This window comes from Duganella sp. AC237 (assembly GCF_979254035.1).
Window position 1 is genome coordinate 5,434,517 of sequence record NZ_CEEDEW010000003.1, and the last position, 19,744, is coordinate 5,454,260.

General features: G+C 64.4%; 19 protein-coding genes. 15 read left to right on the forward strand and 4 right to left on the reverse strand.

Features of this window, described 5'->3' with window-relative positions; genetic code table 11:
- Positions 1–10 precede the first annotated feature (10 nt).
- Positions 11–298 carry a putative quinol monooxygenase gene (locus AC0IYS_RS24095; protein ID WP_471707548.1) on the reverse strand — a complete coding sequence of 96 codons (288 nt, stop codon included), beginning with the start codon at positions 296–298 and terminating at the stop codon, positions 11–13.
- Between the two features lie 111 nt (positions 299–409).
- Between AC0IYS_RS24095 and AC0IYS_RS24100 the strand changes: the two genes are divergently transcribed.
- The 4 genes from AC0IYS_RS24100 (at position 410) to AC0IYS_RS24115 (ending at position 4,746) form a co-directional block, all read left to right on the forward strand.
- Positions 410–1,228, forward strand: coding sequence for a DUF72 domain-containing protein (locus AC0IYS_RS24100; protein ID WP_471707549.1), 819 nt, complete (start codon positions 410–412; stop codon positions 1,226–1,228).
- A 130-nt stretch (positions 1,229–1,358) separates the two neighbouring features.
- Positions 1,359–1,997 (forward strand): guanylate kinase, encoded by a 639-nt coding sequence (gmk, locus tag AC0IYS_RS24105; RefSeq protein ID WP_090315068.1) that lies wholly within the window; start codon positions 1,359–1,361, stop codon positions 1,995–1,997.
- Between the two features lie 24 nt (positions 1,998–2,021).
- The gene (gene rpoZ, locus AC0IYS_RS24110) at positions 2,022–2,225 is read left to right on the forward strand and encodes a DNA-directed RNA polymerase subunit omega (RefSeq protein ID WP_008451304.1); all 204 of its coding nucleotides are present in this window, start codon (positions 2,022–2,024) and stop codon (positions 2,223–2,225) included.
- 127 nt (positions 2,226–2,352) lie between these two features.
- Positions 2,353–4,746, forward strand: coding sequence for a RelA/SpoT family protein (locus AC0IYS_RS24115; RefSeq protein WP_471707550.1), 2,394 nt, complete (start codon positions 2,353–2,355; stop codon positions 4,744–4,746).
- 27 nt (positions 4,747–4,773) lie between these two features.
- Here AC0IYS_RS24115 and AC0IYS_RS24120 read toward each other — a convergent pair whose 3' ends face one another.
- The 3 genes from AC0IYS_RS24120 to greB form a co-directional block, all read right to left on the reverse strand.
- The gene (locus tag AC0IYS_RS24120; protein ID WP_471707551.1) at positions 4,774–5,724 is read right to left on the reverse strand and encodes a hypothetical protein; all 951 of its coding nucleotides are present in this window, start codon (positions 5,722–5,724) and stop codon (positions 4,774–4,776) included.
- 55 nt (positions 5,725–5,779) lie between these two features.
- Positions 5,780–6,724 carry a hypothetical protein gene (locus AC0IYS_RS24125; RefSeq protein ID WP_471707552.1) on the reverse strand — a complete coding sequence of 315 codons (945 nt, stop codon included), beginning with the start codon at positions 6,722–6,724 and terminating at the stop codon, positions 5,780–5,782.
- Between the two features lie 117 nt (positions 6,725–6,841).
- Complete coding sequence (gene greB / locus AC0IYS_RS24130) at positions 6,842–7,405, reverse strand: transcription elongation factor GreB (protein ID WP_471707553.1); 564 nt, start codon at positions 7,403–7,405, stop codon at positions 6,842–6,844.
- A 120-nt stretch (positions 7,406–7,525) separates the two neighbouring features.
- Between greB and AC0IYS_RS24135 the strand changes: the two genes are divergently transcribed.
- The 11 genes from AC0IYS_RS24135 (at position 7,526) to AC0IYS_RS24185 (ending at position 19,737) form a co-directional block, all read left to right on the forward strand.
- The gene (locus AC0IYS_RS24135; RefSeq protein ID WP_471707554.1) at positions 7,526–8,092 is read left to right on the forward strand and encodes a hypothetical protein; all 567 of its coding nucleotides are present in this window, start codon (positions 7,526–7,528) and stop codon (positions 8,090–8,092) included.
- Between the two features lie 37 nt (positions 8,093–8,129).
- Entirely contained in the window at positions 8,130–9,308 is a 1,179-nt protein-coding gene (locus AC0IYS_RS24140; protein WP_471707555.1) for a sensor histidine kinase, read from the forward strand.
- A gap of 40 nt (positions 9,309–9,348) precedes the next feature.
- Positions 9,349–9,996 carry a response regulator gene (locus AC0IYS_RS24145; RefSeq protein WP_090322288.1) on the forward strand — a complete coding sequence of 216 codons (648 nt, stop codon included), beginning with the start codon at positions 9,349–9,351 and terminating at the stop codon, positions 9,994–9,996.
- A gap of 199 nt (positions 9,997–10,195) precedes the next feature.
- Positions 10,196–11,785, forward strand: coding sequence for a GGDEF domain-containing protein (locus AC0IYS_RS24150; protein ID WP_471707556.1), 1,590 nt, complete (start codon positions 10,196–10,198; stop codon positions 11,783–11,785).
- Positions 11,786–12,104: 319 nt separating this feature from the next.
- Positions 12,105–13,688 carry a flagellin N-terminal helical domain-containing protein gene (locus tag AC0IYS_RS24155; protein WP_471707557.1) on the forward strand — a complete coding sequence of 528 codons (1,584 nt, stop codon included), beginning with the start codon at positions 12,105–12,107 and terminating at the stop codon, positions 13,686–13,688.
- Positions 13,689–13,785: 97 nt separating this feature from the next.
- Positions 13,786–14,172, forward strand: coding sequence for a flagellar protein FlaG (locus AC0IYS_RS24160; RefSeq protein ID WP_471707558.1), 387 nt, complete (start codon positions 13,786–13,788; stop codon positions 14,170–14,172).
- A 222-nt stretch (positions 14,173–14,394) separates the two neighbouring features.
- Positions 14,395–17,082, forward strand: a complete 2,688-nt coding sequence (fliD, locus tag AC0IYS_RS24165; protein WP_471707559.1) for a flagellar filament capping protein FliD — start codon at positions 14,395–14,397, stop codon at positions 17,080–17,082.
- 27 nt (positions 17,083–17,109) lie between these two features.
- Positions 17,110–17,544 (forward strand): flagellar export chaperone FliS, encoded by a 435-nt coding sequence (gene fliS, locus AC0IYS_RS24170; RefSeq protein ID WP_471707560.1) that lies wholly within the window; start codon positions 17,110–17,112, stop codon positions 17,542–17,544.
- A gap of 3 nt (positions 17,545–17,547) precedes the next feature.
- Positions 17,548–17,877: a flagellar protein FliT gene (locus AC0IYS_RS24175; RefSeq protein WP_471707561.1), complete on the forward strand. Its 330-nt coding sequence runs from the start codon at positions 17,548–17,550 to the stop codon at positions 17,875–17,877.
- 14 nt (positions 17,878–17,891) lie between these two features.
- The gene (fliK, locus tag AC0IYS_RS24180) at positions 17,892–19,415 is read left to right on the forward strand and encodes a flagellar hook-length control protein FliK (RefSeq protein WP_471707562.1); all 1,524 of its coding nucleotides are present in this window, start codon (positions 17,892–17,894) and stop codon (positions 19,413–19,415) included.
- Positions 19,405–19,737 carry an EscU/YscU/HrcU family type III secretion system export apparatus switch protein gene (locus tag AC0IYS_RS24185; RefSeq protein WP_471707563.1) on the forward strand — a complete coding sequence of 111 codons (333 nt, stop codon included), beginning with the start codon at positions 19,405–19,407 and terminating at the stop codon, positions 19,735–19,737. Before fliK ends, AC0IYS_RS24185 begins: the two co-directional genes overlap by 11 nt.
- Positions 19,738–19,744: the final 7 nt, after the last annotated feature.

The following is a 19,744-nucleotide window of genomic DNA, read 5'->3' on the forward strand; positions in this document are numbered from 1 at the left end:
CCAACGACGGCTATAAAAGCTGATTCAGCTTGGTAACCTTGATGTCGGCCACCTCGCCGATGGTGTTGACCAGCTCCAGGAAATGCGGCGTGGTTTCGTGCAGTGCATGCGCTTCGGCGTCGTCCCAGGCTTCGAGCATGACGAAGGTCGCGGGATCGCCCAGGTCCTGATGCAGGTCGTAGCGGATACAACCGGCCTCCGCGCGGCTTGGCGGCACGATTTGGTCCAGCGCGGAACGCACCAGCAGTTCGGAACCCGAATGGGCGGTGATGGTGGCGACGATGATCAGATCTGACATGTTCTATCCTGTGAATGGGGGAAATTGCATTGTTGGGGCGGATTGCGAAACGAAAAGGCCGGCCACGCGAAATCCGCTATCATCGGCGCAACAACTTCCGGGGAGCGAGGCATGGCCGCATCGAACGCAGCACCGATGATACGCGTGGGCATAGGCGGCTGGGATTTCGCGCCGTGGCGCGAGACGTTTTATCCGAAAGACGTGGCGCAAAAGAAGGCGCTCGAATACGCCAGCCGGCACGTCACCAGCATCGAAATCAACGGCACCTTTTACCGCACCGCCAAGCCCGAACACTTCGCCTCGTGGAACGCGCAAACGCCGGACGATTTCATCTTCTCCGTCAAGGCCAGCCGCTACGCCACCAACCGCAAAGTGCTGGGCGAGGCGGGCGAATCGATCGAGCGCTTCATCGGCAGCGGCCTGGCGGAACTGGGCGACAAACTCGGTCCCCTGCTGTGGCAACTGGCGCCGACCAAGCAGTTCGATCCGGACGACCTGGAAGCGTTCTTCAAACTGCTGCCCACCAAACTGGGCACGCGCAAACTGCGCCACGTGCTCGACACCCGCCACGAGAGTTTCATGTGCGCGGACTACGTCAAGCTGGCGCGCAAATACAAAGTCGCCAGCGTGTTCACCGACTCGCCCAAGTTCCCCTCCTTCGCCGACGTCACCAGCGATTTCGTCTACGCCCGTTTGATGAACGCGCAGAGCGAACAGGTGACCGGCTACACCAAGCCGGCGCTGAAGAAATGGGCGGCGCTCGCGCAGCAGTGGCAGGCCGGCGCGCTGCCGCCGGAACTGCCCTACGCGGCGGCGCCGCCATCGTCCGCCAAGGCCGGCGGCAAGGCGCGCCCGGTGTTCGTCTACTTCATCAACGGCGCCAAGGAACGCGCGCCCGCCGCCGCCCAGCATCTGATCGGGCTGCTGTAATCGCGGGCCGATTGAACGCGAATTGAAAGCCGAATTGAATGCCGACCGTTGCTCTTGGTAAAATACGTCTTTGGGCGCTGCCCGAACAAGTATTTGAACCGCATTTGAAACGCATTTGAAAGTTACACACATGAGCTCATCCAACGCATTCGCCGGCAGCCTGTTCATGGTGGTGGCGCCATCGGGCGCCGGCAAGTCGACGCTGGTCAACGCGCTGCTGGCGCAGGAACCGACGATCAAGCTGTCGATTTCGACCACCACGCGCGCGCCGCGTCCGGGTGAAACCCACGGCAAGGAGTACTACTTCACCAACGCCGAGGATTTCGTCGCGCGCGCCGACGCCGGCGAGTTCCTGGAATGGGCCGAAGTGCACGGCAATTACTACGGCACCTCGCGCATCATGGTCGAACAGCAAATGAAAACCGGCACCGACATCCTGCTCGAAATCGACTGGCAGGGCGCGCGCCAGGTCAAGAAGCAGTTCCCGCAGGCGGCCGGCATTTTCATCCTGCCGCCATCGATCGAGGCGCTCGAACAACGGCTGAAAAAACGCGCCACCGACGAAGCCCACGTGATCACCCGCCGCATGCTGGCGGCGGGCGGCGAAATCGCCCACGCTCCCGAGTTCGAGTATGCTATTATCAATGAAGAATTCGCGGTCGCCCTGTCGGAATTGACGGCGATTGTCAGAGCGGCCCGTTGCCGGTTTGCGCAACAAGCGGCACGCAACATCTCGCTATTTGCCCAATTGGGTATCCACGCTGAATAAATACACAAGATTTTAGGAGTTATCATGGCCCGTATTACTATTGAAGATTGTCTCAAAACCATTCCTAACCGTTTCCAGCTGACCCTGGCCGCGACCTACCGCGCCCGCCAACTGCTGCAAGGCCACACCCCTAAAGTGGAAGCCAAGGACAAGCCGACCGTCGTCGCGCTGCGCGAAATCGCCGCCGGCAAGGTCGGTCTGGAAATGTTGAAAAAGGTCCCAATGTAAGTTGGGCCCGCGTTCCCGAACAATGTGAATGATGCGCGTTGGCAGCGATTGAGCAGCGGTTGAGCAGTAGCGCGCGCCATCAGGTAGTATTTACATTGACATTCTCATGACGACGGAACGCACACGTATGAATCTGATCCCCGCCGATCCGACACTAAGCGGCAAGCCCCGGTCCAAGCAACCGGGCAAGCAGCCGGCCAAAGCGCCGGCCGCAACCACGTCGGGCGCCAACGCGGGCGACAGCACTGCCTCCACCATCGCCTCCTCCGCACCAGCCCCCGTTCAACCAGTGATTTCCTCGTCGCCCCTGGCCACGCCCACCCTGACCGCCGGTGTCGCCTCCGTCACGCACCTGACCGAAAAACTGGCCGAGTACATGACGGCCGCCGACCTGAAAAAGGTCAAGGAAGCGTACCGCTTCTCGGACGAGATGCACCTCGGGCAGGTGCGCAAATCGGGCGAGCCGTACATCTCGCACCCGATCGCCGTGGCCGAGATCTGCGCCGACTGGAAGCTCGACGCGCAAGCCATCATGGCCGCGCTGCTGCACGACGTGATGGAAGACCAGGACGTCAAAAAGGACGAGTTGATCGAGCGCTTCGGCGCACCGGTCGCCAACCTGGTCGACGGCCTGTCGAAGCTGGAGAAAATCGAGTTCCAAAGCCAGATCGAGGCGCAGGCGGAGAACTTCCGCAAGATGCTGCTGGCGATGGCGTCGGACGTGCGCGTCATCCTCATCAAGCTGGCCGACCGTCTGCACAATATGCGCACGATGGAAGTCATGGCGCCGGCCAAGAAGGCGCGCATCTCCAGCGAGACGATGGAAGTGTACGTGCCGATCGCGCACCGCCTCGGCCTGAACAACATCTACCGCGAGCTGCAGGACTTGTCCTTCTCGCACCTGTATCCGCTGCGCTACCGCACCTTGGCCAAGGCCGTGAAGGCGGCGCGCGGCAACCGCCGCGAAGTGGTGTCGAAGATCCTCGACTCGGTCAAGACCACCCTGCAGATCGCCGACATCGAGGCGGAAGTCTACGGCCGCGAAAAAACCCTGTACGGCATCTACAAGAAGATGCGCAGCAAGCACCTGTCGTTCTCGCAGGTGCTCGACGTCTACGGCTTCCGCGTGGTGGTCGACAGCTTCCCCAACTGCTATGTTGCGCTGGGCACCCTGCACTCGCTGTACAAGCCGATGCCGGGCAAGTTCAAGGACTACATCGCGATCCGCAAATTGAACGGCTATCAGTCGCTGCACACGACCCTGATCGGCCCGTACGGCACGCCGGTCGAGTTCCAGATCCGCACCCAGGAAATGCACCGCACCGCCGAATCGGGCGTGGCCGCGCACTGGCTGTACAAGAACGGCGAATCGAACCTGACCGACCTGCAGCAGCGCACCCACGCGTGGCTGCAGTCGCTGCTCGACATCCAGCAGCAGACCGGCGACTCGGCCGAATTCCTCGAACACGTCAAGGTCGACCTGTTCCCCGATTCGGTCTATGTGTTCACGCCGAAGTCGAAGATCATCGCCCTGCCGCGCGGCGCCACGCCGATCGACTTCGCGTACTCGATCCACACCGGCATCGGCGACCACACGATCGCGGTCAACATCAACAACGAGCCGGCCTCGCTGCGCACGGAACTGCGCAACGGCGACATCGTCGAAATCGTCACCGACTCGTCGTCGCGGCCGAGCCCGACGTGGTTGTCGTTCGTCCGCACCGGCAAGGCGCGCTCGGCGATCCGCCACCATCTGCGCACCATCAACCTGCCGGAATCGATCACGCTCGGCCAGCAGTTGCTGTCGCAGGCGCTGACGTCATTGGGCATGAGCGCCGACCTGGAAGAGCACCTGATCGACCGGCTGCTCAACGAATCGAGCGCCAAGTCGCTCGACGAACTGTATGCCGACATCGGCATCGGCAAGCGCATGGCGGCCCTGGTGGCGCGCCACATCTTCGGCCTGCGCGGCGGCGAGTCGGCCAGCGCGCCGGTGGACCACAACAGCGCCGCCGAACTCGATCCGGTGACGATCTGCGGCAGCGAAGGCGTGTCGGTGCAGCTGGCGCCGTGCTGCCTGCCGATCCCGGGCGACTCGATCGTCGGCCAGCTGCGCCGCGACCAGGGCCTGCTGGTGCACACCAACGACTGCACCGTTGCCAAGCGCCAGAAGATCAAGGAGCCGGACCGCTGGATCGCCGTCAAGTGGGGCACGGAATTGAACCGCCGCTTCGACAGCCGCATCAAACTGTTGATCAACAACGAAAAAGGCATCCTCGCGCGCGTGGCGGCGGAAATCGGCGAGTCCGACGCAAATATCACCTACGTCGGCATGGACGAGGACAAGGAACACGTGCTGCACCAGTTGCGCTTCACGATCCAGGTCAAGGACCGCGTGCACCTGGCGGGCCTGCTGCGCAACGTGCGCCGCGTGGCCGGCGTCAACCGCATCCTGCGCGAACGCAGCGAAGTTAACCCGCGATGCCGGACGGGGTCGTACCCCTTGGGGTACGACCCCTAAATGGTGACGCGAGCGTATCGCTGAAGGCTAGCGGGGTTGCGCCACCACCGGATCGTACCAATACGCCTTGTTTGCCAACGGCGTCTTGGGCGGCAAAAACGGATTCTCCAACCGGAAAATCCGCCGCTTGCGCAAGCCCACCTTATCGATCAGTCCATCGTACGCCTGGTGAAACAGCCGGTCCAGACGGCCATCGGCGGCGATCAACTGCATCCCATATTCCAGCCGTTCCGCCAATCGCTGGTGGCTCGGCGAGATAAAAAAATACCGTGCCAACGGCATGTACAACGCCAGTTCGCCCTCGACGGCCAGCGCAGGAAACTCCGCCGCGAACGAATCCCGCTCAAACAACGCTTCCTCTATCGAGCGCGGGAAGTAGGCGAAGCGCTGGGCCGCCAGCATCGCGAGCAAGCCGTTGGTGGAAGGACCGGCCACGACGTCGAAGCCGGCGTGGCGCAACACCGGCGTCGAACTCCACTGCCGCCCCGATCCCACCGGCAGCACCTGCAACTGCTGCAGCGTGTTCACCGCGCTGAATTGCGCCTGGCGCCGGCCGTCGATCAGGAAGATGCGGTAACCGGAAAAACCCTTGTCGAGCGGAATGCGGATCGGAATCAGCCTGCGTTCCCACTCCACCGACGTAATCTGCGCGGTCAGGTTGACCAGGTCGCCCCTGACCATTTCCAGCATCAGGCGGTCCCGCTCCATGATGCGTTTTGAAACGTTCAAATCGAACGGTCCATATTTGGCGCTGGACGCCTCCAACGCCGCCGTCAACACGCCCATCGCATAGCGGTCCCGATAGTCGGGGTTGGCGAAGACAAAGTCGAGCGAATAGGTATCGAGCGCGCGCGCCGGCGGCGCCCAGCAGAGCAGCGCCAGCGTCGACGCCAACAGCGCGCGGCGGATCGGACGGCGGGCGCGCCCGTCATCATGCCGATCCGACCTCTGGACAATTGGCGTTTTCATTTTGTCCATTGTAACGAGTTCCTGATTCCACCATGAAACGAATGGACGAACGAAGCGGGGTAGCCTACTTTTGTGCGAACGGGTCGTACCAATACGCCTTGTGGGCCAACGGCGTCTCCGGCGACAGCAGGGGGTTGTGCAGTTTGAAGACGCGGCGTTTGCGCAGCGCCACCTTCTCGATCACGCCGTCATAGGCTTGGTGAAACATCTTGTCGAAGCTGCCATCGGCGACCAGTAAATTCAGGCCGTATTCCAGGCGCTGCGCCAGCCGCTTGTGGCCGGGCGCGACAAAGAAATAGCGCGGCAACGGCATATAAACGACCATGCCGCTTTCGATGGTCAGCGCCGGAAACGCCGCCACGTGGCTGTCGTACTCGAAGACCACCTCGTCCACCCCGCGCGGAAAATGCACGAAGCGGTTCGCCGCCAGCATGCTGTGCAGGTTGTCGGTCGAATTGCCTGGCACCACATCGAAGCCGGCACCGCTGAACACCGCGGTCGAGCTCCACTGCCGCCCGGCGCCCAACGACAAGGCCTTCAACTGGGACACGCTGGTGATCGCGTTGAATTGCGCCTGGCGGCTGCCATTGATCAGCGAGATCCGGTAGCTCGATAAGCCTTTGTCGATGGGGACACGAATGGGTATCAGCTTGCGCTCCCATTCCGGCGACGAGATTTGCGCGCTCAGGTTAACCAGCTTGCCGCGTACCATTTCCAGCACCAGGCGGTCGCGCTCCATGACCATGGGAGAAACACTGAGTTCGTAAGGACCATATTTGGCGCTGGACGCCTGCAACGCCGCCTGCAACACCTGCAAGGCGTGACGATCCCGGTAATTGGGCCGGCTGAAGTTGAAGTCTAGCGTGTAGGCATCGACCGCCCCGGCGTGTAGCGGAGCGCCGCACAGCGCCAGCATCGCCAATGCCGCCAGCCAGCGCCCGAGCGCCCGGCGGGCGATCCCGGGCGACCCGTCGTCATCCTTGGCGTGCGATATATTAACAATTGCCATATTCATTTTGGCATTGTAACGGCTTTCCCGGCTCTTGCTGCCGTGGGACAACAAGGCATGAGAAAGCCCCTCGCCTTAACCGTTAAAACTGTTGCAAGATCAAAGTGATCCGCAACGTCAATCGCTTGTCGGCGCGGGATAGCTCACTTCCAAAATCTCCAACTCCTCCACCCCGTGCGGCGCCTGGAAGGTGATGACGTCCCCTTCGCGCGCCTTGGTCAGCGCGCGCGCCACCGGCGCCACCCAGCTGATCTTGCCGTTCAGCGGGTCGAGCTCGTCGATGCCGACGATGGTGATCGTGCGGGTCTCGTCGTTCTGGTTGCAATAGGTGACGGTGGCGCCAAAGAAGATCTGGTCGCTGCCATGGTGCACGCTGGGATCGACGATGGCCGCCGAATCCATGCGCTTGGTGAGGAAACGGATGCGCCGGTCGATCTCGCGCAGACGCCGCTTGCCGTAGATATAGTCGCCGTTCTCGGAGCGGTCGCCGTTCGACGCCGCCCAGTGCACGATGCGCACCACCTCCGGCCGGTCGACGTCGATCAGCTGCAGCAGCTCATCCTTGATGCGCTGGTAGCCCGCCGGCGTGATGTAGTTCTTCGACCCGGCCGGGATGGCCAGCGCCAGCGCGGCGGCTTCCTCGTCGTCGCCGTCCGATTCTTTGACAAATGCTTTATTCATGCGAGCCATTGTAACCCCTGTCACCCCCGCCACGCCGCGCCGCGCCGCACGCGTGACGAGATTCCCCGCGCCGGCGGTGCTTTCACGTATCATGCTGTCAGAGGAACAACATAACAAACAATGAAACCCATCCGCCGCTACGCACGCAGACTGTTCGCGCCGCTGGTGTATCTCGCCGCCGTGCTGCTGCTGCTGGAAGACTGGCTCTGGACGCTCGGCGCGCGCCTGATGGCCCGGCTCACCGCATGGCCGCCGCTGCACCGGCTCGAGGCCTGGATCTGCCGGCTGGGACCGTACACGGCGCTGGTGCTATTCGCGCTGCCGGCGGTGCTGCTGTTTCCCGTCAAGCTGCTGGCGCTGTGGGCGATGGGCAACGGCCATGCGCTGACCGGCCTGATTGTCATCGTCGTGGCCAAGTTCGTCGGCGCGGCGGCGGTTGCGCGGCTCTACCTGCTCACGCGGCCGGTGCTGCTGACCATCCTCTGGTTCGCCCGGCTGCTGGGCTGGTTCCTGGCCTTGAAACAGCGCTGGGTTGCAAGCCTGCGCGCCACGGCCGCCTGGCGCCAGTTCGACGCCTTCGCGGCCAGGGTGCGGCGCTGGCGCCAGGCGGCGCCCATGTCCGCCCCCGCACCCGGCAGCTGGACGGCGCGCTTTCGCCGCCTGCTGAAACGTTTCCGCGCGCGCTGACGCGCCCTACCCCGACACCATGATCGATGGCCTGCCCATGAACGCACCTTCCGACAATCCACACGACAGCGCGGCGCTGGCGGCCGAACTGGCCGAGATGCGCGCCCGCTTCGACGCCATCGTCTCCAACACGCCCGGCCTGGTCTACCAGTTCGTGCTGCACGCCGACGGCGCCGTCTCCTTCCCCTACCTGAGCGACGGCTGCCTGGCGCTACTGGGCGTGACGGCGCCCGAGCTGCACGCCGAGCCCGGCCGCTTCCTCGACCTGATCCTGCCGGACGACCGCCGGTCGTACCGCGACGCCATGCAGGCGTCGGCGTCGGCGATGTGGAGCTGGAACTGGGAAGGCCGCATCTGGGTCGACGCCTGGAAAGACGTTAAATGGATCAACCTGCGCGCCACGCCGCACGCGCTGCCCGGCGGCGACGTGCGCTGGGACGGCATGATGACCAACATCACCGAGAGCAAACTGGAGCAAATGGAGGTGCGCCAGTCGCGCGCGCGGCTCGCCGAGCTGAGCGCGCACACCGACCGCGTCAAGGAGCAGGAGCGCACCCGCATCGCCCGCGAAATCCATGATGAACTAGGCGGCAACCTGACCGCGATCAAGATGGCGCTGGCCATGCTGGCGGCCCGCCTCGACGACGCCGATCCGGCGCTGCGCGAAAAAACCGACTACGTTGACGCGCTGGTCGACCGCACCATCGACGCCGTGCACCGCATTTCGCTCGACCTGCGCCCCGCCCTGCTGGACCTGGGCCTGGTGGCGGCGCTGGAGTGGCAGGTCAAGGAGTTCGAGAAGCAGGCCGGCGTGCCGAGCACCTTCTGCGCCAACCAGCGCGACATCGCGCTCGACAACGACCAGGCCACGGCGCTGTTCCGCATCGCCCAGGAGGCGCTGACCAACATCGCCAAGCACGCCAACGCCACCCGGGTAACGGTCAAGCTGGCGCGGTTGCGGCACCACGTGTCGCTCAAAATCACCGACGACGGCCGCGGCATCCGCCAGGCCGACCGCGCCAAGGCGGCTTCGTTCGGGCTGCGCGGCATGGCCGAACGGGCCCGCGCCCTGGGCGGAACGTTAACGCTTAGCCACGCCGCCGGGGGCGGAACCGTTGTTGCCATCAAGATTAAGCAAGATACGTCGCGCGAAACCCTCATCGCGGCAGCGGCCGGCACTACAATAGCTGGAGAAAACATTACCACTGTGAAATAATGTCACAGCGGGCATCGCGCAAACGTAAAAGAAAACAATAATGACAGAGAAAGCCATCATCAAGGTCTTCATCGCCGACGACCACGCCATCGTGCGGGAGGGCTTGAAACAAATCCTGGCCGAGACGCGCGACATCGTGGTGGCGGGCGAGGCCGAGAACGGCCTCGACGCCGTCAAGCTGTTCCGCAAGTCCGAATGCCAGGTGATGCTGCTCGACATTTCGATGCCGGACCGCAGCGGCATCGAGGTGCTCAAGCAGATCAAGAAGGAAAAGCCGGAGCTGGCCGTGCTGATGCTGTCGATGCACCGCGAGGACCAGTACGCGATCCGTTCGCTCAAGGCCGGCGCCTCCGGCTACCTGACCAAGCAGAGCGCGCCGCGCGAGCTGGTGACGGCGATCCGCCAGGTGGCCGGCGGCCTCAAGTACATCAGCCCGGCGCTGGCGCAGGAACTGGCCAACCACGTCGGCGAGGACCACGAGGCGCCGCCCCACGACACCTTGTCGGACCGCGAATACCAGACCCTGACGATGATCGCCTCCGGCAAAACGGTGGGCATGATCGCCAAGGAACTGTCGCTGTCGGTCAAGACCGTGAGCGAATACCGCGCGCGCCTGCTGGTCAAGATGAAACTGAAGAATAGTGCCGAATTGACGCACTATGCGATCAAAAACCAACTGATCGAGTAATCGGACGCGGCCACCCCGGCGGCGCGGGTAAGATGGCGGGTAATCCATCGTCGGCGCCCCACCGGCATGGTTGACGGATTACACATATTTAATGCTGTGATGAAAGGCATCTTCCGCCCCCTTTTCCGGGCATGGCGATGCGGCGCACGGTCTTAATATGGTGTAATCAGAAAACCTTTTAAAAGGCCGCGTTTCATCTATGTCCAAACCATCCACTCCCGAGCAGAATCCGGCCGACATCGCGCGCGAGGCGTTCAAGCGCCTGGCCGTGCGGCGCATCGCGCCGACGCCGGAAGCGTACCGGGATATTTATAACGAGATCGCCGGCATCACCGAGCCGGCCGCCGCGGCAGCCCCGGCGGCGGCGCCGCTGGGAAGCGTCGATCCCGGCCCGGAATCGGTGCTGAGCCAGTTCGCCACGCGCCTGACCGAAAACACCGGCGACCTGGCCGAGTTCGGCCGCCGCTTCAACCGCGCCGTCAAGACGCGCGACTGGGAAGGCTACGCCAAGACGCTGTCGCAACTGGTCGAGCGCCACTTCGTCGCCAAAAAAGGCATCGAGATCGCCGGCGTCGACACCGACGACGACCAGAGCCGCGTGCTGCGCGACCTGCTCAGCCGCACCCTGACCTTCGCCGTGGCCTCGCTGCTGAGCGGCGCGCCGGTGCTCGTGGCCGAGGCCGAATCGCTGGGCGCGGCCACCAAGCTGGCCCACAGCGAGGAGGCCTTGTCCGAGATCGGCCTGCGGCTGAAACAATTGTGCTTCCAGATCGAATTGCGCGGCGGCGACAGCGGCGAACAGCAGGAATTGCTGCTGCGCCTGTTCAAGCTGCTGCTGGAGAACGTCAGCGAGCTGCTCGACGACGACAGCTGGCTGCGCGGCCAGATCGAATCGGTGCAAAACCTGATCGCCGGCCCGCTCGACGTGCGCGCGCTGGAGGAAGCCACGCGCAGCCTCAAGGAAGTCATCTACAAGCAGGGCCAGCTCAAGCACAGCCTGTCGGACGTCAAGCTCACCGTCAAGAACATGATGATGACCTTTATCGACCGCCTGGGCCAGGTCGCCGCCTCGACCGGCGACTTCCACGAGAAGATCGGCGGCTACTCGGAGAAGATCAGCAAGGCCGACAATATCTCCGAGCTCAACAGCATCCTCGACGAAGTGCTCAAGGAAACCCGCCTGGTGCAGAGCGAGGCCCTCAAGGCGCGCGACAAGATGGTCCTGGCGCGCCAGGAGGTGCAGGACGCCGAGTCGCGCATCCACGCGCTCGAGGCCAAGCTGCAGCATTTGAGCGAACTGGTGCGCGAAGACCAGCTGACCGGCAGCCTCAACCGCCGTGGCCTGGACGACGTCTTCGAACGCGAGACCGCCCGCGCCGACCGCCGCGGCACGCCGCTGTGCATCGCCATCCTCGACCTGGACGATTTTAAAAAGCTCAACGACACCTACGGCCACATCGCCGGCGACGCGGCGTTGAAGCACCTGGTCAAGATCGTTAAGGACACCTTGCGCTCGATGGACGTGATCGCCCGCTTCGGCGGCGAGGAATTTTTGATTCTGATGCCGGAAACTTCGGTCGAGGCCGCCGCCACCACGATGACGCGCCTGCAGCGCGAGCTGACCAAGCACTTCTTCCTGCACGATAACGAGAAGGTCTTGATCACCTTCTCGGCCGGGGTGGCGTTGCGCCGCCCCAACGAGGAGCAAACCGAACTGGTCAAACGGGCCGACAAAGCGATGTACACTGCCAAACAGACCGGGAAGAACCGGGTGGTGACTGCCGACTAGTGGTCAAACCGACCACGAACGGGTGCTGCCACCCTTCGAAACGCCCCCAGCCCGGCCGTCGCCGGGCTTTTTTTTCATCTAAATCAGGGTGAAAAATAATTATTTTGGCCCTAAAGATTCCCGTTTCGCGGTCGTTTAAGCGGGCACACGGGACGAACTTGAGGGGGTGGCGTGAACATTTCATGCTGTTTCCCACCCTAAAGCTTCCCATAGGGCAACCGTTAATCATTACAACAGCGGTTTGATTGTCTCGGAACAGGGAGGCAGACCAAAGTGAAATGAGCACCTAGCCCAAATCGAAGTATTCTGGAGAAACATCATGGCACAAGTCATCAATAGCAACATCGCATCGCTGAACTCGCAACGTAACCTGAGCACCTCGCAAGCTTCCCTGTCGACCTCGTTGCAGCGTTTGTCTTCCGGCCTGCGCATCAACAGCGCCAAGGACGATGCCGCCGGTCTGGCCATTTCCGAGCGCTTCACGTCGCAGATTCGCGGTAACCAAACGGCTGCGCGTAACGCCAACGACGGTATCTCGCTGGCTCAAACGGCCGAGGGTGGCTTGAGCACTGCTGGCGATCTGCTGCAACGTATCCGCGAACTGGCTGTCCAGTCCGCCAACGGCACCAACTCCGATTCGGACCGCGCATCGATTCAAAACGAGGTCTCGTCGCTGTCGCAAGAACTGGACCGCGTCGCCAACACCACCCAGTTCAACGGCCAAAACGTGCTGGACGGCTCGCTGACCTCGGCCCAGTTCCAGGTCGGCGCCAACTCCGGCCAGACCATCAACGTCGGCGTGCAGTCGGCCAAAGCGACGGACCTCGGCAATAACTCGCTGAAATCGGCGACCGGCGCAGGCAGCGCCACTGCGTTGTCCCAAGTCAAAATCGGTGCTGTCGGCGACAAAGCCAACAACATCGCTGCCGATGAAACGCTGACCATTAAATCGGGCTCTGGCGTCAGCACCAGCGTGCTGATCAAAGGTCCTGACGCGGCAGTGGCCGGTTCCACCGGTGCGAGCGCGGCGAAAATCGCCGCCAACGTCAACGCGCTGAGCGGCACGACCGGCGTCACCGCCCAAGCGTCGACCACCGCCACGTTGACCAAGATCGGCGACGGCTCGGTGCAATTCGACCTGCGCGGCGCTAACTCGACCGCCAACGACGCGACCTCGAAAGCTGTCACGATCTCGGCCAAAGTCGTCGGTGGCGATCTGTCGGCCCTGGCGCAGGCGATCAACGCCCAGAGTGGCACCACCGCCATCACCGCCTCGATCAAGAAAGACGGCGCGACCGGCGCATCCTCGCTCGTGCTGAACAACAAGAACGGCGACGACATCAACATCAGCGACTCGCTGGGCACGGCCACCACCAATGCCTTGGCCGCCGCCGAAGTGGCTGGTGCCGATACCCCGGCCGTTGGAACGACCGCGGCCTCGCCGGCCGGCGCGCTGGCCTTGGCCGGCACCTCGGCAACCGTGGGTGGCACCTTGGCTTTCTCGTCGGACTCGGGTTTCTCGATCAGCTCGACCGGCACCGCGATTTTGGGCGGTACGGCGGCCGACTCGTTCGGTTCGGATCTGCAATCGGTTGCCAAGCTGGACGTCAGCACCGTCGCCGGCTCGAACGCGGCACTGAAAACCATCGACTCGGCGTTGAACCAGATCAACAGCAACCGCGCTGCGCTCGGTGCGATCCAGAACCGTTTCGCTTCGACCATCGCCAACCTGAACACGACGACGGAAAACTTGTCCGCTTCGCGTAGCCGGATTCAAGATACCGACTTCGCTGCGGAAACGGCAACCCTGACCCGCGGCCAGATTCTGCAACAGGCTGGCACCGCGATGCTGGCCCAGGCCAACTCGCTGCCGAACGGCGTGCTGTCGCTGCTGCGTGGTTAAGATCCGGGGATGAGCCGGCGCACCTGAGCGCCGCACTCTGACTAGGTTCCCCGGCTGATTTTCGTCAGCCGGGGATTTTTCGTAAAGGAAAAGCATCATGACTATCGATACCATAGGCTCCGCCACCCCGGCCCGCCAGGCCGATCGCGCCGCCGTCGGCAGCGATGCGGCAACGTCGCTGGGCGCCCCGCGCGCGCCGGCCACCGCGGTCGAAACGGCGGCCGCCGTCAAGGGCCCGGCCAGCGTGCCGACCTCCGAGCAGCTCAAGGAGGCCGTCTCGCAGCTCAACAAGGCGTCGCAGGACAAGTCGCAAGGCTTGGAGTTTTCCATCGACAATGACAGCAAGCGCACCGTCGTCAAGGTGATCGACCAGACCACCAAGGAAGTGCTGCGCCAGATTCCGACCCCGGAAGCGCTGGAAATTGCCAAAGCGCTGGAGTCGAAATCCAGCACCGCCGGTTTGCTGATCCAGCAAACCGCATGAAGCGGCCGCGCCGAGCGCGCGCCGCTTTTTCTTCTTTTCAGGCATGCTTCTTAGAGGCAATGCCCAGCTTTTCCCCTCGCGCCCACGTGGTTGGCGCCCGCCGACGCGGCGCTGCCGCCTGTTTTTTCCGCTTTGCCCGAACAGGCCGGTAATCTCCCCTCTCAAGTCCGGTTTGATTCTGCCGATATTGTCTTATATTATTGCTTTACTTAGGAGCGCATTGTGGCCATCTCATCACCAGGCATCGGCTCGAACCTTCCGGTCAACGAGATCATCAGCAAGCTGATGGTGGCGGAATCGGCGCCGCTGGCGCAGTTCGACAAGAAGTCGGCCAGCTATCTGGCGCAGGTGTCGGCGTTCGGCAACCTGTCGAGCGCGCTCGGCGCGTTCCAGTCGTCGCTGTCGAGCCTGACGTCGCTGAGCGGCTTCCAGACCATGTCGACGACGCCGGGCGACGCTTCCATTTTCACCGCCACCGCCACCAGCAGCGCCAAACCGGGCAGCTACCGCGTCAACGTCACGCAGATCGCCCAAGCTCAGGTGCTGGCCTCGAACGGCTACAAATCGACCACGGCCGCCATCGGCCTGGGCGCGAAGACCACCATCAATTTCTCGCTCGGCGCCGTCAGCGGCGGCACCTTCGGCATCACCGGCACCGCGCTCGGCGCCAGCCTGAACACCGGCGGCCTCACGCCCGGCGCGCTGAGCATCAACGGCACGGCCATCGCCACCGACGGCACCACGCGCAGCGCGCGCCTGCTGGCCGACGCCATCAACGCCAAGAGCACCACCACCGGGGTGTCGGCCAAGGCGGCTGCCACCGTCACCAGCGCCACCCTGTTCGGCGCCGCCGGCGCGTCGAGCTTCGGCCAGGTCGACACCAGCGGCGGCGGCACCTATTCGCTGTCGGTCGGCGGCGTGGAAATCGCCGTCCAGGCCGACGGCGTGGCAGGCGGGGCCGGCGTGACGGCGGCCTCGATCGACGCCGCCCTGACCGGCAACACGGCCACCGCGCGCGCGCTGGCCGACGCCAACATCACCTACACCGGCAGCGCCGCCGACGGCACATTGAAATTCACCAACGCCGACGGCAGCAACATCGCCGTCGCCGAAGCGGTCTCCGGCACAGTGACCGGCGGCATCGGCAACAGCGGCACGGCCAACATCGGTTCGAGCACCACGGCGGTCGCGTCGATTTCACTGGTGTCGGCCGACGGCAGCCCGATCAAGATCGGCGGCACCAACCCGGAAGGCGCCGGCCTGACCGCCGGCACCGGCGGCGCCTATCTGGGCGCCGACTTCGCGGCCGACGCCGACCGGACCAGCGGCAACATCGTCATCGACAGCTCGAACAACACGCTGGAGGGCATCCGGGACGCCATCAACAAAGGCAATTTCGGCGTCACCGCCTCCATCGTCAAGGACGGCTCGACGGGTCCAAACGCCACCCCGAACCGCCTGATCCTGACGTCCACCAACAGCGGCCAGAGCTCGACGATGAAAATCACGCTGGCCGGCACCGGCGGCGACCCGGCCGATCCGGCGCTGGAGAGCCTGCTGGCCTACGATCCCAAGGGCGTGCAGAACCTGAGCCAGAAAGCGGCCGCCTCGGACACCAAGGCCACCGTCAACGGCATCGATGTCACCAGCTCCAGCCTCGGCATCTCGGGCGCGATCGAGGGCGTAACCATCAGCACGCTCAAAGTGGGCGCGTCGACCTTGACGGTGTCCAAAGACACCGGGGCGTTGACCAATTCCGTCAACGGCTTTGTCAAGGCGTACAACGAACTCAACACGCAGATGACCGCGCTGGGCGGCTACAACGCCGACACGAAAACCGGCGGTCCGCTGCTTGGGGACACCACCTTGCGCACGCTGCAAGCGTCGATCCGCGCCCAGATGTCCAGCCCCATCACGGGCTTGCAAGGGACTAGCCTGACGAACCTGTCGCAGCTCGGCATCGCGTTCCAAAAGGACGGCACGCTGACCCTGGACAGTTCCAAGCTGCAAAAGGCCATCGACAACAACTATAACGATATCGCCGGTTTGTTTGCGGCGGTCGGGCGCAGCACCGATCCGGAGGTGAAATTCGTCAGCTCCAGCGCCAAGACCAAGGCCGGCGATTACGCGGTCAATATCACGCAGCTGGCCACCAAGGGCAACTTGCAAGGCAGCGCCGCGCTGCCGGCCGAAACCACGATCGACGCCGGCACCAGCTGGACCATCACGCTCAACGACACCGTGCCGGCCAACCTGAACAACACGCAAACGGTGAGCATCCCGGCCGGCACCTACAACCCGAGCCAATTGGCGACCATGCTGCAGTCGGCGATCAACGGTGTGAGCCAGTTCTCCACGGCCGGCGCGACCGTGGCGGCCACGGTAGGGGATGACGGCAAGCTCAAGCTTGAATCGACGCGCTACGGTTCCAAGTCGAACATCACCGTCTCGAGCGACAGCGGCAGCCCGGTCTCCACCGTTTTCGGTGCCGGCGCCCCGGTCAAGGGTGTCGACGTGGCCGGCACCATCGGCGGCTTCAGCGCCACCGGTGACGGTCAGACGCTCACCGGCGCCCCCGGCGCCGACGTCGATGGCCTGAAACTGACGGTGGAGGGCGACAAGATCGGCTCGCGCGGCACCTTCGGCTTCTCGCAAGGCTATGCCTATCAGCTCAACACGCTGGCGGCCGGCTATCTGGGCGCCCAGGGCGCGCTGACCAGCCGCACTTCCGGCCTGAACAAAACCGTGGCCGACATCACCAAGCAGCGCGACGCCTTCAGCGTGCGCCTGGTCGATATCGAGGCGCGCTACCGCAAGCAGTATTCGGCGCTCGACACCATGATCGCCAGCATGAACACGACAACGTCGTTCTTGACCCAACAACTGGCCGCCCTGGCGGCCAACAGGTAACACGAACCCATTCACAGGAGACGGAATATGTTCGGATCTCGACAAACTGGCGTGCATGCCTATGCCAAGGTCGGCATGGAAACAGGTGTAGTGGCCGCCAGCCCCCACAAGCTGATCGTGATGCTGTTCGACGGCGCGCTGGTCGCGCTGAGCACGGCGTTGAACGGCATGCGCAGTGGCAATATCGCCGAGAAAGGCAAGTCGATCTCCAAGGCCATCATGATCATCGACAGCGGCCTGCGCGCCGCGCTCGACAAAAAGGCCGGCGGCGAGATCGCCGAGGGGCTCGACTCCTTGTACGAATACATGAGCGGGCGCCTGGTGACGGCCAACATCACCAACGACCCGGCCATCCTGGAGGAAGTGCAGCGCCTGCTCATCGAGCTGCGCGACGCCTGGAACGCCATCGCCGACACCCCCGCCGTCACCGGCATCAAACAACCCAACCTCGCGAGCGCCTGATCCATGATGACGAGCCAAGAAATTTTATCCGTGTACGCCGCCATGGCCGCCCTGACCGAGCAGATGGTGCAGGCCGCCACGCGCAGCGACTGGGACATGCTGGTGCTGCTCGAAGACCGCGTGGCCGTGCACGCCAAGTCGCTGCGCGAGCAGGAGCCGCCGGCGCCGATGCGCGGCGCCGAGCGCGAACGCAAGATCGAACTGATACGCCAGATGCTCAACGCCGACCGCCGGATCCGCGACCTGACGATGCCGTGGATGGAGCAATTGTCCAAACTGATCAACTCGACGGGCACGGAACGGCGCGTGGTTAACGCCTACGGCAGCGTTTAAAGCAGGCCGGCGTCATGCTGCCGCGCTTTGACGCCGCCGTCTTGCCCGTCCGGCCGGCCGATGGCATCGGCGCCGGCGCGGCCGTCGGCGAGGAGCGCCAGGTCGCCTTCCAGCGCGCCATGCAGAGCATGGTCGGCCAGTCGGTGACGGCCGAGGTCATGTCCCGCTTCAAGGACGGCAGCTCGCTGGTCAAGGTGGCCGACAACGCGGTGCGGATGATGTTGCCGCCGGGCGTTAACGTCGGCGACCAAGTGCCGCTGACGGTCCTATCCGCCTCGCCCCGTCCGACCTTCCAGCTCGGCACCGGCACACCGGGCGCCTCCCCCACCGTGGTCTACAGCGAAGGCGCCGCCGCCGAAGGTGGCGAGGCCTTGTATTCGCCGTCGCTGCCATCGCAGCAAGCCGCCGGCCAGCCCGCCGGCACCGGCCGGCCGCCGGCCACCACCGTCCCCGGCGAGCCGGGCCAAGCTGAAAGCGGCGCCGCCGCCGATCCGGACGCCCTTCCCGGCCAGGCCCGCCCCGGTGTCGCGCCCGGCGCTCCCGCCGCCCAGCCAGGCACGCAGCCGGCCGTGGCACGGCCCGGCAGCGAGGCTGCCCAGGCCGCCGCAGCGCAGGGAAAACCCGCCGACGCCGCAGCGGCCGGACCGGCGGGACGCCCACTACCAACCGCCGCCGGCCAGCCCGCCGCCGCGCAAGCGGCATCAGCCGCATCAGCCGCCGCGACGCCGCTGCCCGCCGACGCCGTCAAGCCGCAAAGCCTGGCGGCCACCTTGCTGGGCAAGGCGCCGTTGACGCCGTCCAGCGAACTGCCGGAGCTCGACCACACCACACCGCAATCGACCTTGAGCAACACCGCCCGCGTGCTGACCACCGTGCTGACAACGGCCCAGAGCGGCCAGGTGGCGCAACTGGCGCTGATCGGCAAGACCGCACTGCTCGGCAGCGGCCTGCCGGACACCGACGCGCTGGCGCAAAAGCTGCATGACACCATCTCCAAGAGCGGCCTGTTCTACGAGTCCCATGTCACGGAATGGGTCAAGGGCGAGCGCACCCTGCCCGAACTGATGCGCGAGCCGCAGATGCAGCGCATGGCGCAAGCCGGCGAGCAGACGGCCGCGCGCGCAGCCGCCAACGGCCCCGACCTGACGGCCGCGCAGATGATCAACCAGCAGCTCCACACCCACGAGCAGGGCCGCGTCCAGTGGCAGGGCGAGGCGTGGCCGGGCCAGCCGATGCAGTGGGACGTGCGGCGCGAACAGCGCGAAAAAGGCAAGCAGGACGGCGGCGCCGGCGATGACACGCCGGAACAGATCTGGCGCAGCGGCGTGCGCTTCCGCTTTCCGCTGCTGGGCGAGGTGTCGGCCTCGGTCACCCTGGTCGGCGACCAAGTCCACATACAGGTGCAGACCGGTAGCGACGGCGCCGCCGACACCCTGCGCACCCACGCCGGCCGGCTGGAGCAGGCGATGGAGGCGGCCGGGGCGCCGCTGTCGTCGCTGCTGATCACCCAGGATAACGGAGGCGGCGATGGCGGATGACGCCCCGCGCCGGCCGCTGCAGCAGGCGGTGGCCCTGGCCTACCAGGAGGGCGCGCCGGCGCCCAAGGTCGTCGCCAAGGGGCGCGGGCTGGTGGCCGAGCAGATCATCGGCGTCGCCAAGGAGGCAGGCGTATTCATCCACGAATCCAGGGAACTTGTTTCTCTGCTCATGGATGTGGATTTAGATCAACAAATTCCGCCCACCCTCTATAGGACGATTGCGGAACTATTGGCATGGCTATATCATATTGAATCAGCGCAAAAGTCCGGCTTGCCGCTTCCCGAAGCACCGGACACCAGCCTCCCACTCACCGAAATTTGACGCCGGC